Origin of the sequence: Parasporobacterium paucivorans DSM 15970, from assembly GCF_900141895.1 — a bacterium.
Classification (GTDB): domain Bacteria; phylum Bacillota; class Clostridia; order Lachnospirales; family Lachnospiraceae; genus Parasporobacterium; species Parasporobacterium paucivorans.
Map to the genome: position 1 here is coordinate 14,371 of NZ_FQYT01000029.1, position 14,009 is coordinate 28,379.

A 14,009-nucleotide genomic window follows, 5' to 3' on the forward strand; every position below is an offset into this window, starting at 1 on the left:
AAGTGCTTCTATTTTTGTTCCAGGTGTTTTTTTATGTATTTGCCCGTGTAGGATATTTCGATTTCCGCCACTTCCTCCGGGGTTCCCTGGGCAATGACGGTTCCGCCCTTGTCTCCGCCGTCTGGACCGATATCGATGATATGGTCAGCTACTTTGATGACGTCCAGGTTGTGTTCGATGACCACCACGCTGTTGCCGCCCTCGGAGAGCTTGCGCAGAATCTCTACCAGCTTGTGAACATCGGCAAAATGCAGGCCGGTGGTGGGCTCATCCAGGATATAGATGGTCTTTCCGGTGCTGCGCCGGCTCAGTTCTGTTGCCAGCTTCACCCTCTGGGCCTCCCCGCCTGAAAGAGTGGTGGACGGCTGTCCCAGTTTGATATAGGAAAGCCCCACCTCGTTCAGGACCGACATCTTTCTGTAAATGGACGGGACGTTTTCAAAGAATTTCGCGGCCTCTTCCACCGTCATGTCCAGGACATCGTATATGCTTTTGCCTTTATATTTTACTTCCAGGGTTTCCCGGTTGTACCGTTTGCCGCCGCAGGCGTCACATTTCACATATACATCGGGAAGGAAGTGCATTTCGATTTTGATGATTCCGTCGCCGGCACAGGCCTCGCAGCGTCCGCCCTTAACGTTGAAGCTGAACCTGCCTTTTCCGTATCCGCGGGTTTTTGCATCCGTGGTGGAAGCGAAAAGGTCGCGGATCTGGTCAAAGACTCCCGTATAGGTGGCCGGGTTGGATCGTGGCGTTCTGCCGATGGGAGACTGGTCGATGTCAATGACTTTATCCAGAAGCTCTACCCCTTCAATGCGGTCATGATCCCCGGGAATGGTTCTTGCCCGGTTCAGCTGTCTGGCCAGGGATTTGTAAAGGATCTCATTTACCAGGGAGCTTTTTCCGGATCCGGATACGCCGGTGACACAGGTCATCACGCCCAACGGAATCTCGACGTCGATGTTTTTCAGGTTGTTCTGCCTGGCTCCTATGATCTTCAGATATCCTGCAGGTTCTCTTCTATTTTCCGGTACCGGAATTCTGATTTTTCCGCTTAAATAAGCGCCGGTTATGGAATTTTTGTTTTTCATGATGTCCGCAGCAGTGCCCTGGGCCACGATTTCTCCTCCATGGCTGCCGGCGCCCGGGCCGACGTCAATGATATGGTCCGCTGCCATCATGGTGTCTTCATCGTGCTCCACCACCAGCAGGGTGTTGCCCAGCTCCTTGAGATGGTTCAGTGTCTTCAGGAGCTTGTCGTTGTCTTTCTGGTGGAGGCCGATGCTGGGCTCATCCAGTATATAAACGACGCCTACCAGACCGGAGCCGATCTGGGTGGCCAGGCGGATTCTCTGGGCTTCTCCTCCCGACAGGGTGCCGGTTGCCCGGGACAGGGTAAGGTAATCCAGACCCACGTTCATCAGGAAACCTGTTCTTTCCCGGATCTCTTTCAGAATCAGCTCGCCAATTTTTTCCTGCATGGGAGTCAGCTTCAGGTCCCGGAAGAACTCCTGCATGTGGGCAATGGTCATTTCGGTGATTTCGTAAATATTTGTATCTGCAATCGTTACCGCAAGGGACTCCTTCTTCAGTCTCTTGCCTTCGCAGGCCTTGCAGGTTACAGTCCGCATGTACGTTTCGTATTCCTGTTTGATGATATCCGAGGATGTCTCCTTGTATCTGCGCTCTACATTTTTGACAAGGCCTTCAAAAGCCACGTCGTAAACCCCTTCTCCTCTTTGACCGCTGTAATGCACCTCCACCTTCCGACCGGCGGTGCCATAGATAAGGACATCCTGTATTTTCTTCGGAAGCTTTTCAAACGGTTCATCCAGACTGAATTTATATTCCTTTGCCAGGGCTTCCAATATGGCATGTGTATAGCTTCCTTTGTCCGAAGAGGACTGCCAGCCGATGACGGTAATGGCTCCCTGATTCAGGCTCAGAGATGGGTCGGGGATCATCAGGTCCAGATCGAATTCCATTTTGTAGCCGATTCCGGAGCATTCCGGACAGGCGCCGAAGGGATTGTTGAAGGAGAAGCTTCTGGGTTCTATCTCGTCGACACTGATTCCACAGTCCGCACAGGAGAAGCTTTCGCTGAAATTGATGGGTTCTTCCCCTATGACGTCCACAATCATCAGACCACCGGACAGGTGCAGGACATTTTCGATGGAATCGGTGAGGCGCTTTTCGATGCCCTCCCTGGCCGAAAGGCGGTCCACCACGATTTCTATATTATGTTTGTTATTCTTTTCCAGTTTAATGTCTTCACTGAGCTCATACATGTTGCCGTCGATCCGCACACGGACGTAGCCGCCCCTCTTGGCCTGATCCAGGACCTTGGCGTGCTCGCCTTTCCTGCCCCGTACGACCGGCGCCAGCAGCTGGTATCTGGTTCCCTCCGGGAGGTCCATCAGGTGGTCCACCATCTGGTCCACGGTCTGTCGGCTGATTTCCTTCCCGCATTCCGGGCAGTGGGGCACACCGATTCTGGCGTACAGAAGCCTCATGTAGTCATAGATTTCGGTCACCGTTCCTACCGTGGAACGGGGGTTGCGATTGGTCGACTTCTGGTCGATGGCGATGGCCGGTGAAAGGCCCTCTATGGACTCAACCTTTGGTTTTTCCATCTGGCCCAGGAACATCCTGGCGTAGGAAGACATGGATTCCATATATCGCCTCTGGCCTTCCGCATAAATCGTATCAAACGCAAGAGTGGATTTTCCGGAGCCGCTCAAACCCGTCATGACTACAAGTTCATTTCGGGGGATGTCCACGTCCAGATTCTTCAGATTATTCTCATTGGCGCCCCTGACCTTTATATATTGCCTTTCATTATTCTTCGATGCCATTTATTTATATCTACCTTTCTTTGCGGATCCGTATCTGCTCCTTCAGGGCAGCGACCTGGTCCCTTAACTCGGCAGCTGCCTCAAAATTCAGTTCGGCGGCTTCCTTCTTCATCTTCTTGGTAATGTCTTTTATCAGTTTTTCTATTTCACGGCCGTCCATGGATTCCGGATCCTTTTCCAGCTGCATAATTGTCTTTTCGGCCTTCTTCGAGATGCTGATTAAATCCCGGACGGATTTCTTTATACTTGTGGGGGTAATACCGTTTTTCTCATTGTATTCCTGCTGGATCATCCTTCTTCTTTCCGTCTCGGCGATGGCCAGCCTCATGGATTCCGTCACTTTATCCGCATACATGATGACACGTCCGTCGGAGTTTCTGGCGGCGCGGCCGACAGTCTGGATCAGAGAGGTTTCCGAGCGCAGGAACCCTTCCTTGTCTGCGTCCAGGATGGCCACCAGGGCTATTTCCGGGATATCCAGCCCCTCACGCAGAAGGTTGATTCCCACCAGGACATCAAATATATCCAGACGCATATTCCGGATGATTTCTATTCTCTCCATAGTGTCAATGTCTGAATGGAGATAGCGCACACGGATTCCCGCATCTTTCAGGTAATCCGTGAGATCCTCTGCCATCCTCTTGGTCAGCGTCGTCACCAGAACCTTGTTCTTATTATCTACTTCCCTGTTAATTTCACTGATGAGATCGTCGATCTGACCCTGCACCGGACGTACCTCGATTTTGGGATCCAGAAGGCCGGTAGGCCGGATAATCTGTTCCGCCCGCATAAGCTCGTGCTCCTTCTCATATACACTGGGTGTCGCAGAGACGAACATGATCTGGTCGATCTTTGCCTCAAACTCCGGAAAGCTCAAAGGACGGTTATCCAGGGCGGACGGAAGGCGGAAGCCATAATCCACCAGGGTATTTTTCCTGGAACGGTCCCCTGCGAACATTCCCCGGACCTGTGGCAGGGTGATATGGGACTCGTCAATGATAATCAGGAAATCATCCGGAAAATAATCTATCAGGGTGTGGGGCGGCGCTCCGGGTGCCAGACCAGTCAGATGTCTGGAATAGTTTTCAATCCCCGAACAGAATCCGGTTTCGCGCATCATCTCTATGTCAAAATTGGTCCGCTCGGCAATACGCTGTGCCTCCAGAAGCTTCCCTTCTTCTTTGAAGTAGGCGACTCTCTCCTCCAGCTCCGCCTTGATGTCATCTGCCGCCCTCTCCAGCTGCTCCCTGGGAACAACGTAATGGGAGGCCGGAAATATAACCGCATGCTCCAGCTTTGCCTTAATTTCTCCTGTGAGGATGTCTATCTGGGTAATGCGGTCGATTTCATCTCCAAAGAATTCAATCCGTAAGGCATTATCCTCGCTGACGGCAGGGATGATCTCCAGCACGTCTCCCCTTACGCGGAATGTTCCACGTTTGAAATCCATTTCGTTCCTGTTGTACTGTATGTCGATCAGTTTCTTAATGACTTCTTCCCGGTCCTTCTGCATGCCCGGACGCAGGGATACCACCATCTCCTGGTAGTCGATTGGGCTCCCCAGCCCGTAAATGCAGGAAACACTGGAGACAATGATCACGTCCCGTCGTTCGGCCAGGGCTGCCGTGGCCGAATGACGCAGGCGGTCTATCTCCTCATTTATGGCTGAATCCTTTTCAATATAGGTATCCGTAGAGGGCATGTAGGCCTCAGGCTGGTAATAATCATAGTAGGATACAAAGTATTCCACGGAATTCTGCGGAAAGAACTCCTTGAATTCGCTGTAGAGCTGGGCCGCCAGGGTCTTATTGTGGGCAATGATGAGGGTCGGCTTTTCCAGCTGCTGGATGACATTCGCCATAGTAAAGGTTTTTCCTGAACCGGTAACACCCAGCAGCGTCTGGCACTGGTTTCCGCTCCTGAATCCTTCTACGAGCTTTTCAATGGCCTGGGGCTGGTCTCCGGTAGGTTCATATTCCGATACTAATTCAAATAATCCCATTTCTTTTCCCTTTCGTTACAATATACGAAGGACTATCTTAGTTTATCTAAGACAGTCCACTTTATGAGTCACTATTATTTTAACACTTCTATAGCCTTTTGTAACTGTGTATCTTCGCTCTTGTCCACGGTTCCATCTTCGTAGGCAGCCTCTGGTATTGCGACCTCATAATCCGGTTTCACGCCGATTCCCTGGATGGTGTTTCCCTTCGGAGTATAATAATTGGCAACGGTCAGCTTAAGGGCGGAACCGTCCTCCAGCGGAAATATGGATTGGACGACTCCCTTTCCATAGGTTGTCTGCCCGACCACTTTTCCCAATCCATAGTCCTGGATGGCTGCCGCGAAAATCTCTGATGCGCTTGCACTATGCTCATTAACCAGAACCGAAATGGGCAGTGTAAGCTGTCTTTCCGCATCGGATTTTTCTTCGCTGCGTTTCCCATTTTTATCTTCCGTATAAACAATCAATCCTTTCGGAAGAATCAGGTCCAGCATACCGACAACAGTGTCCAGACTTCCTCCAGGGTTGTCCCGCACATCAAAAATCAGTGCTTTCATCCCCTGCGCCTTCAGGTCATTGAGTGCAGCCTCAAACTGGGGCAGTGTCACCGTATCAAATCCTGCTATGTATATGTATCCGACGGAATTCTCCAGCATGGAGTATTCGATGGTGGGAATCTCAATGTCTTTGCGGGTTACTGTGAAATCAATGGGGCTCCCGTCCCGGATTACAGTTATGTCAACCGTGGTTCCCGGCTCGCCTTTTATACCGGCAACTACCGTGGACAAATCACTGCCTTCTACCTTCTTTCCGTCTATTGCGTAGAAGATGTCACCGGGCTTCATTCCGGCCTCCAGACCAGGTGAGCCTTCAAATAACTTGATTATTGTGATGGTCCCATCCTCGCTCTGGTTCACGGACACACCGATGCCGCTGTAGGATCCCGATACGCTTTCCATCAGATCCGCATATTCCTGGGCCGTAAAGTAAACCGTATACGGATCGTCCAGTCCGGCAGTCAGGCCGGCATATATTCCTTCTGCTTCCTTGGCCGTGTCGACATCATACAGATAATACTGATCAATCAGAGTCTCTATGACGTTCAGCTTTCCGGAGACCTCCGGATTGCTGAGTATGGAAGAGTTCCCTTCCCCCAGCTGTCCTCTCAAGATGGGAATCAATACCAGGGTCACAATCAGCGTCAGGATGATGCCTCCGATAAAACCCTTTATAAATGTATTTTTATTTTTCAAATTCAAGCTCCTTCATTAGGTCAGATTCCCAGGTACGGACTGGGATCGACACGGTCATACACCGAAAAGCCGGATCCGCTTTGTACATTCACACCGAAATGGAGGTGGGAGCCGAACGAATTCCCTGTGTTGCCCACAGTTCCGATGACCTGACCCTTTGTGACTGTCTGGCCTGCTGAAACATTCCTTGTATCACAGTGCATGTATTCCGTATATGTGTTGTTTCCATGGTAAATTACAATCCATTCCCCGGCCGTAGTGCTGTATTGGGAAATAACCACGGAGCCGGCTTCCGCAGCCATGATTGGTGTTCCGATAGGCGCCGGCATATCAATTCCGTTGTGGAACTGGGAGCCGCCATTCAAGGTGCGCCAGCCGTAACTGTCGCTGATTTTATATCCGTTGTTTACAGGCCACAGGAACTGTCCCGTATAGGTTTTCCCTCCAGACGCTCCGCTGGTCTTGTTGGTCGCATCTACCTTTGCTTTGATGGAGGCAATTGCGGCTTCCTGCTGGGCAATCTCTTTTGCCAGCTGCTTCGTCTGGGCTTCTGTATCCTCAATCATCGAATCATATTCATTCAGCTGGGCCTGCTTTTCAGTGGTCAGGGCCTCAATCTCCGCCTGCTTCGCCTCCTGCTCCGCTTTCAGTGCTTCGATAGCTGCCTGTTCCTCCTCAATGGCTGCCTTGGAGTTCTCAATCTCCTGCATAGCCGCATTCATCTGATCCAGCATATTCCGGTCATATCCTGTAAGCTCGGACAGGTATTCCGCTTTATTGAGAAGTTCCGAAACGTCCTTGGATCCAAGAACCATTTCAACGTAGGAAGACTGGGTATTCTCGTACATGAACTGAATCCTTTTCTTCATGGCAGCATAGCCTGCTTCAATTTCTGATTGTTTTTGGGCTATGGTTTCTTCCAGCGCCGCAATCTGAGTCGCCTTCTGGGCGCTCTGATCTTCTAACGCACCTACGCTTTCATATACCTTGGAAAGTTCCCCATCCAAAGCTTCCACATATGCGGCTGTATCCGATTTAAGATCTTTCAGATTATTCAGCGTCTTCTGGGCTTCGCTCAGTTCATTCTGCAGCTCTTCTTTTTTTGCTTCTTCTTTCTGCACACTGGTGGCGAAAGCCGGTACCACTGCCAGGGAAATCACCAGCAGGACTGTAATCACAATGCTCCAAATATTTATCAGACGTTTCTTCATATCTATCCCCTTATCAAACGCGCAAATGTTTTCTGATAGTTATCGAGCTGCCAATGAGCCCAATTCCAGCTCCGATAATCAGGGCTCCCGGAATCATGACGGCAAAGACTTCCCCCATGGGCAAAAAGGAGAATGCCCCCGTTATAATCTGGAACTGGGATAATATATAAGCAACAGAGTTTTTGTAGACAAAATACAATATGGCTATTGGAATGATAGCCCCAATCAGGCCGATTAAGACTCCTTCTATCACGAATGGAGCCCGGATAAAAGAGTTGGTGGCGCCAATCAGCTTCATGATTCGTATTTCTTCTCTTCGTACCGTTATTCCAATCGTTACGGTATTGCTGATCAGGAAAATCGCGATAGCCAGAAGTATTATGATAATAGCCGCCGATACATATCCTACCATTTTACCAAAATCCGACAGTGTGCTGGCCACTACCTCGGAACGGTTGACCTGTCTGATACCCTCTACGGATTGCAAATAGGTCACCATGGCTGGCTGAGTGGATATGTCCTTCAGATAAATCTGATAGTTCGCTGAATTCGCCAGGGGATTGTCGTCCTTGAAACCATCCGCAAGTTCCGGGTTATCTGCAAAATATTCCGTTTTGAAGGCCTCCCAGGCTTGTTCTGCCGAGGTGTACTCAAGCTTTGAAACCTCACTTCTGGCACGGATAACATTTCCAATTTCATCGATCTGATCCTGGGTTAATCCTTCGTCAAAAAATACCGTGATGCATACGGTTTCTTCTGCCTGGGCAACCATATGCTGGACATTGATGATAATGGAATAGAACATCCCCAGCAGAAAGATGCAGGCAACTATAGTGCCAATGGAAGCCAGGGAAAACAGTTTGTTTCTTTGAATATTTTTCAAGCCCTGCCTGATGCAGTAAAAGATTGTACTAATTTTCATAACTATAGCCGCCCCTTTTTTCGTCGCTGATGATAACGCCCTTCTGCATAGTGATGACCCGCTTCTGCATGGCATCCACTATCTCCCGATTATGGGTCACGACCAGGACCGTAGTTCCCCGGTTGTTGATTTCTTCCAGAAGCTTCATAATTTCCCAGGAGTTCTTATAGTCCAGATTCCCAGTCGGCTCATCCGCCAGCATGATTACAGGCCGGTTGATAAGCGCCCTGGCCATGGCAACCCTCTGCTGCTCCCCTCCGGACAGTTCCGTTGGAAAAGAGCGGTATTTTTCTGAAAGCCCGACCAAAGAAAGCACTTCCGGCACCCTCGTCTTAATCTTGCGTTTGGGCGCCCCAATGACTCTCTGGGCAAAAGCTATATTTTCATAAATATTTCTATCCTTCAGCAGCCGAAAATCCTGAAACACAACTCCTATATCCCTTCTCAGGTAAGGAAGCTTGTGTCTTGTAAGTTTGTTCAGATTGCGGCCGTTTACATATATCCGTCCCTCCGTTGGCTCAATTTCCTTCAGGAGAAGCTTAATAAGGGTCGATTTGCCCGAACCGCTGTTTCCAACAATAAAGACAAACTCACCCTTCTCAATAGTAAGGCTCACATTGTTTAGGGCAAGTGAGCCTTCCGTGTATGATTTACTGACATTTTCCATTGTTATCATTTATACGTTGCCTCCTACTCCCCGGTGCCTGATCAAATGCCTTGTATGAGTTTGGATTTTTGATTAAATGTCGTTTTTCTCAAAATAATTCATGTATTTCACTACCATAAGCGCAATCTTAAAGGTGATGGCGTCCTCAAATATACGCAGATCCAGGCCTGTGCTCTTTTCCAGCTTGTCCAGACGGTAAACCAGTGTATTTCTATGGATGTACAGCTGTCTGGATGTCTCGGACACGTTCAGGCTGTTCTCAAAGAATTTGTTTATGGTTGTAAGCATTTCCTCATCAAAGTCATAAGGTGATTTTCCGTCAAAAATCTCCTTGATGAACATTTTGCAAAGTGGCATCGGCAACTGGTAAATAAGTCTTCCGATTCCCAGCTTGCTGTAAGCGATAACTTTTTCTTCATCAAAGAAAATCTTTCCTACATCCAGAGCCATTCTGGCTTCCTTATACGATTTGGAAACTTCCCGGATCTCTGAAACGGACGTTCCGTAAGCAACACGCACATCTCTTCCCACCTCGGAAAGAAGTGTGTCGCAGATGGTCTTTCCTAATCTGCTGATGTTGTCATAAGACTCCTCTGGCTTGACTTCCTTGATAAGAATGATGCTCTTCTCATCGATGGCCGTCACAAAGTCATTGGACTTAGAGGAAAACATCCCGCGAACCGTTTCCAAAGTGGCATTGTCCTTGCCCAGTGGAGTTTCGATAATCATAACCACCCGACGGACTTCCGACTCAATGTGAAGCTTCTTGGCACGGTTGTAGATATCCACCAGAAGCAGGTTGTCCAGCAGCAGGTTTTTGAAGAAGTTGTCTTTGTCAAAACGCTCTTTATATGCAACAATAAGGCTCTGAACCTGGAATGTTGCCAGCTTGCCAACCATATATACATCATCTGTATTGCCTTTGGCAATCATCACGTATTCTACTTGTATCTCATCACTTATTTTGAAAAACTGATTATCATGGACAGCCTGGCTGTCTGCCTGAGAATTCACAAAAGCGGCTACTGCTTCACTATATTCCCCTTCAACGGGAAACGTAGTGGCACACACGCGCCCTTCCAGATCCAAAACGCATAAATCAATTCTTGTTATTAATTTAATTCCCTCGATGGTGTTTTGTATAATTTGGTTAGAAATCATCGGTCCACGCCCTTTCTATTTTTCCTTCTTTTATATTAATCTATTCTATTCATAAATTAAAGCTTTTTTTATATTTATTTCGCCAATGCAACTGCTTCAATTTCAATCAGGACGCCCTTCGGCAGTTTTGCCACTTCCACGCAGGAGCGGGCTGGAAACGGAGACGGAAAATATCCCGCATAGACTTCGTTGATTAAGGAGAAATCATTCATATCCTGAATGAATACTGTCGTTTTTACCACCCGGGAAGCGTCGGTTCCGGAAGCTTCCAGTAGATTAATGAGATTCTTGATGGCCTGATGTGCCTGTGCCTCTGCTCCGGCCGGTATCTCACCCGTTTCAGGATTAATCGGAATCATTCCGGAAGTAAATACAAATCCGTTTGCTTCGATAGCCTGTGAATACGGTCCGATCGCTGCAGGCGCCTTATCTGTACTGATGTTCTTTTTCATTTTCCTATTCCTCCCTGATACCGATTGAATTTTCTTCTATGGAAATGCGGCCTTCCTTCAGCAGTTTTCCCACGGCTCTTTTAAATTCGTTCTTGCTCATTCCGAAATCTTTACGGATCACTTCCGGGGCCGCTTTGTCGTTATATGGAAGCACACCGCCAAATTCCTGGCTGATCTTTTCATAGATTGCCTGGGCATCGTCTTCCATCTGCAGATAAGCTTTCTTTCGGGTGCTCAGGTTGAGCTTGCCGTCTTCTCTGACTTCCATTACCCTGGCATTAATAACTTCTCCGATTTTCAAATCCTTATATATTTCGCTGTGCGGAATCAGGCCGAAGTATTTGTCGTCCACAGCCACAAAAGCGCCCAGATTTTCCCGTATATCATAAACGGTGCCGCTCACTTCTTCATCTTTTTCGTATCCGTCTGTTGTCTCCAGATAATCATACACATCCATGGTGGCGCAGAGCCTGCCGCTCTTGTCCACATACAGAGCCACCAGGCAGGTTTCTCCCGGGCCGACTCTTCTGGTCTGCTCTTTAAAAGGAAGAAGCAGATCTTTTTCCAGTCCCCAGTCCAAAAAGGCTCCGATGGTGGTTACATCCTTTACCGCAAGGCGGGCAGGGCTTCCCATTTCAATCAGGGGCATTCTGGTCGTGCTTATCAGACGGTCTGAAGAATCTCTGTAGACGAAAACTTCCAGTTCATCTCCGATCTGTGTGCCTTCCGGCACCTGTTTTTTGGGGAGGAGGACTCTCTCTGTCTCGTCACCCAGATATATTCCAAAATCCGTTTCCTTTACAACATTCAATCTCTGGCGTCTGCCCACTTCGATCATTTTCATACCTTATCCCTTATTTTATTGATTCCCCACTGCTGGAGATAATTATAACACAAAAAAGAGGCTATTCCGCCTCTTTTTTAAATTTTAGCTGGCCCACAAGGATTCGAACCTTGAGATGCTGGAGTCAGAGTCCAGTGCCTTACCGTTTGGCGATGGGCCAATATCCCAAAGACAAAAAGTATTATACCCTATGTCCTTGGATTTATCAATACCTAAATTGAAATAATTCTGTCGCATACTTTATCCACTACATTTTTGTCGTGGGAAATGAATAATATGGAGAGATTGAACTCCTTCTGCAGATCCATCAGCAGTTCAAGAATCTGAGCCTGCATGGTGACATCCAGCGCCGAAACGGGTTCATCCGCAATGATAAAGGCCGGTTTCAGCATCAGGGCAAGGGCTATGCTGGCCCTCTGCCTCTGCCCGCCGCTCAGCTCGTGGGGATACCTGTCTGCATACTCCTCGTCCAGTCCTACCTTCTGCATCATCTCAGACACCCTCGTTTTCCGTTCCGCTGAGGATGCCCTTCCCCCTATCCGCAGAGGCTCTTCCAGAATCCATCCAATTTTTTTGGCCGGGTTCAACGAACTGTATACATCCTGAAACACCATCTGGGGCATACTGCTATAGTGAACTATCTCCCCCCGGAAATCTTTATGAAACCCCATTATGGTATTGGACAGCGTCGTTTTTCCCGATCCGCTTTTTCCGACGATTCCCAGAATTTCCCCCTTTTGGATGCGGAGGTTAAAATCCTTGAATATTTCATAGCGGACATTTTTCCGGAACAGGGAATTGGTCTTTTCCTTGTAATATATCGTCAGATTCTTCAGTTCCAATATGGAACTGCTGTCATTTGCCTTGACCTCTTTTTTCCCCTTTATTATGGAGGAAATGAGTTTTTTTGTATATTCATGCTGCGGATGGGTGAATACATCCTCGATCTCGCCCGTTTCAACACATATGCCGTCACGCATCACTATCACGCGGCTGCAAATCTCCTTCACAACGTTCAGATCATGGGAAATCAGCAGGATTCCTGTATGGGTCTCCCGGTTGATTTTCTGCAGAAGCTTGAGAATCTGTGACTGCACCTGAGCATCCAGAGCTGTTGTGGGTTCATCTGCGATGATCAGTTTGGGCCGCACAATTAGCGCCATGGCAATCATGACCCTCTGCTGCATGCCTCCCGAGAGCTGATGGGGATATTTGTCGCAGACAGCTTCCGGATCCGGAAGCTCCACCTCTTCCAGGGCCTTCAGAATCCTGTCTTTTCTTTCATCCCTGGATAAATCCGTATGGAGCCTCAGCATTTCATCCAACTGCTTTTCAATCCTGTACACCGGATTTAACGAGGTCATGGGCTCCTGGAAGACCATCCCGATCTCCTTGCCCTTATACATTCTTCTTTCCCTTTCGGACAGGTCATTCAGGTCCACTCCGTCCAGTTCGATTTTTCCGATTATCCGGGCCTCTCTGGGCAGAAGTCCGGCGATGGAAAGGGCTGTAAGGGTCTTACCGGAACCGGATTCCCCCACCACACCCACTATCTCTCCTTTTTCAAGACGAAAGGAAAGGTCATCCACTACCGTGTCCTCCTCGAATTTTATCGTTATATGGGAGACATTAAGCATTTTCTTCACCTAACCCTTCGCTAATGAGGCTGAATCCCAAAATAATCACAACAATGGTAATGCCTGGAAACAAGGCTGACCAGGGTGCCGTGAACAGATAGCTCTGGGCCTCCAGAAGCATCCTGCCGAGACTTGCACCGGGCGGCTGGACGCCAAGCCCCAGATAGCTCATACCCGCCTCTGCCAGCACCGCATTGTTGAATCCGACGGCCACTGTGGTGAGCAGGGTTTTGTATGTATTCGGCAGAATATGCACGAAAATGATGCGGAGTCTTCCAGCTCCCATCAATCTGGCGCTTTTCACGAAATTCAATTCCTTCAGCCGTATCATTTCACTTCTTACGATTCGGGCAAAGCTGGGTATAAAAAGGATTCCCAGGGCCAGTATGATGTTGAACGTGCCGGGTCCCAGAATGCTGACAAAAATCAGAGCCAGCAGTATGCTGGGAAATGCTGTAAGCATGTCGTTGATACGCATGACCACTTCATCAAACCATCCTCCCACGTAACCAGCCACCAGGCCAACCACCGCTCCGAAAACAGCACCAATAAGCACGGTGCACAGGGCAATGAAAAAGGTGGTTCCGGCCCCGTTCATAATCCGGCTGAAGATGTCACGACCATAATTATCGGTACCAAAAATATGCCCCCCTCCAGGCCAATGTCATTAAGTTAAGAGAAGACAAATAATACAACGAGGATTTCGAAATTCAGATATAGTCTTTTTCTGAGTTCGGAATCCTTTTTTGCTATATTCTTGAAGGTATATTAGATTTATATGTATGCCAAAAAGACAGATTGTCATCTGCCATTTTTAATAGTATTATTGTTATGGATTAAGCTACTCTGTAGAGGAATCCAACTGCGGTCTGGGATTTGACTTTACGAGGGTCTTGACGCCCAGGCCGTATTGGTAAAATATATTTCTGTATTAATGTAACGACATCCAATGACGTTACATTAATACACTTTAGATATCGCTTACAAATGCTAATCGCCATA

General features: G+C 48.4%; 10 protein-coding genes, 1 tRNA gene and 1 pseudogene. All 12 read right to left on the minus strand.

Annotation, left to right across the window (positions count from 1 at the left end; genetic code table 11):
* Positions 1-8: 8 nt before the first annotated feature.
* On the minus strand, positions 9-2,855 hold the full coding sequence (uvrA, locus tag BUA79_RS11235) for an excinuclease ABC subunit UvrA (protein ID WP_073994520.1): 2,847 nt from the start codon (positions 2,853-2,855) through the stop codon (positions 9-11).
* 10 nt (positions 2,856-2,865) lie between these two features.
* Positions 2,866-4,857, minus strand: a complete 1,992-nt coding sequence (uvrB, locus tag BUA79_RS11240) for an excinuclease ABC subunit UvrB (RefSeq protein WP_073994521.1) — start codon at positions 4,855-4,857, stop codon at positions 2,866-2,868.
* A 74-nt stretch (positions 4,858-4,931) separates the two neighbouring features.
* Positions 4,932-6,113 (minus strand): S41 family peptidase, encoded by a 1,182-nt coding sequence (locus tag BUA79_RS11245; protein WP_073994522.1) that lies wholly within the window; start codon positions 6,111-6,113, stop codon positions 4,932-4,934.
* A 20-nt stretch (positions 6,114-6,133) separates the two neighbouring features.
* On the minus strand, positions 6,134-7,324 hold the full coding sequence (locus BUA79_RS11250) for a murein hydrolase activator EnvC family protein (RefSeq protein ID WP_073994523.1): 1,191 nt from the start codon (positions 7,322-7,324) through the stop codon (positions 6,134-6,136).
* Positions 7,325-7,337: 13 nt separating this feature from the next.
* A complete protein-coding gene (ftsX, locus tag BUA79_RS11255) occupies positions 7,338-8,246 on the minus strand; it encodes a permease-like cell division protein FtsX (RefSeq protein ID WP_073994524.1) in 909 nt (302 codons plus the stop codon).
* A complete protein-coding gene (ftsE, locus tag BUA79_RS11260) occupies positions 8,236-8,922 on the minus strand; it encodes a cell division ATP-binding protein FtsE (protein ID WP_073994525.1) in 687 nt (228 codons plus the stop codon). Before ftsE ends, ftsX begins: the two co-directional genes overlap by 11 nt.
* A gap of 63 nt (positions 8,923-8,985) precedes the next feature.
* Positions 8,986-10,074, minus strand: coding sequence for a PucR family transcriptional regulator (locus BUA79_RS11265; protein ID WP_073994526.1), 1,089 nt, complete (start codon positions 10,072-10,074; stop codon positions 8,986-8,988).
* A 74-nt stretch (positions 10,075-10,148) separates the two neighbouring features.
* The gene (locus BUA79_RS11270; protein ID WP_073994527.1) at positions 10,149-10,526 is read right to left on the minus strand and encodes a RidA family protein; all 378 of its coding nucleotides are present in this window, start codon (positions 10,524-10,526) and stop codon (positions 10,149-10,151) included.
* Positions 10,527-10,530: 4 nt separating this feature from the next.
* Positions 10,531-11,364: a CvfB family protein gene (locus BUA79_RS11275; RefSeq protein WP_073994530.1), complete on the minus strand. Its 834-nt coding sequence runs from the start codon at positions 11,362-11,364 to the stop codon at positions 10,531-10,533.
* Between the two features lie 94 nt (positions 11,365-11,458).
* Positions 11,459-11,530: transfer RNA gene (locus tag BUA79_RS11280), tRNA-Gln, on the minus strand.
* A gap of 52 nt (positions 11,531-11,582) precedes the next feature.
* Positions 11,583-13,007, minus strand: a complete 1,425-nt coding sequence (locus BUA79_RS11285; protein WP_073994528.1) for a dipeptide ABC transporter ATP-binding protein — start codon at positions 13,005-13,007, stop codon at positions 11,583-11,585.
* Positions 13,000-13,653: pseudogene (locus BUA79_RS11290) on the minus strand (ABC transporter permease); the annotation flags it as partial. The gene BUA79_RS11285 and the pseudogene BUA79_RS11290, both read right to left, overlap by 8 nt.
* Between the last annotated feature and the right edge of the window lie 356 nt (positions 13,654-14,009).

Excerpts from the sequence above, each read along its gene's own strand:
- uvrA (WP_073994520.1), bottom strand. The coding sequence starts at position 2,855 with ATGGCATCGAAGAATAATGAAAGGCAATATATAAAGGTCAGGGGCGCC.
- uvrB (WP_073994521.1), bottom strand. The coding sequence starts at position 4,857 with ATGGGATTATTTGAATTAGTATCGGAATATGAACCTACCGGAGACCAG.
- BUA79_RS11250 (WP_073994523.1), bottom strand. The coding sequence starts at position 7,324 with ATGAAGAAACGTCTGATAAATATTTGGAGCATTGTGATTACAGTCCTG.
- ftsX (WP_073994524.1), bottom strand. The coding sequence starts at position 8,246 with ATGAAAATTAGTACAATCTTTTACTGCATCAGGCAGGGCTTGAAAAAT.
- ftsE (WP_073994525.1), bottom strand. The coding sequence starts at position 8,922 with ATGATAACAATGGAAAATGTCAGTAAATCATACACGGAAGGCTCACTT.
- BUA79_RS11265 (WP_073994526.1), bottom strand. The coding sequence starts at position 10,074 with ATGATTTCTAACCAAATTATACAAAACACCATCGAGGGAATTAAATTA.
- BUA79_RS11270 (WP_073994527.1), bottom strand. The coding sequence starts at position 10,526 with ATGAAAAAGAACATCAGTACAGATAAGGCGCCTGCAGCGATCGGACCG.
- BUA79_RS11275 (WP_073994530.1), bottom strand. The coding sequence starts at position 11,364 with ATGATCGAAGTGGGCAGACGCCAGAGATTGAATGTTGTAAAGGAAACG.
- BUA79_RS11285 (WP_073994528.1), bottom strand. The coding sequence starts at position 13,007 with ATGCTTAATGTCTCCCATATAACGATAAAATTCGAGGAGGACACGGTA.